The 240-nt window shown below is 34.6% G+C and carries 1 protein-coding gene; it reads right to left on the minus strand.

Features of this window, described 5'->3' with window-relative positions; translation table 11 throughout:
- On the minus strand, positions 1 to 225 hold a 225-nt coding region (locus AOA61_RS31715), incomplete at its 3' end, for a hypothetical protein (protein ID WP_218197304.1).
- Positions 226 to 240 lie beyond the last annotated feature (15 nt).

A 240-nucleotide genomic window follows, 5' to 3' on the forward strand; every position in this document is an offset into this window, starting at 1 on the left:
ATCATCTGTTACATCTGATCCATTGTACCGAATGTTAGTAGAATAATAATATCCATCTGCATCTGGGTGAAACGTGAATGTCAGGTGAGACGGTTCACCGGGGAAAATCTCTCCATTATAATGACCTCTAAAAGTCACTAACTCATCTTGAACATTCCAATTACTCTCATGAAATAATTCTTCATTAAATATGTCACCAATTTGATAATAACTAATGTCCTCCATGATTGATAACATTAC

The sequence above is a fragment of the Pseudomonas sp. 2995-1 genome, assembly GCF_002742505.1.
Classification (GTDB): Bacteria; Pseudomonadota; Gammaproteobacteria; order Pseudomonadales; family Pseudomonadaceae; genus Aquipseudomonas; species Aquipseudomonas sivasensis.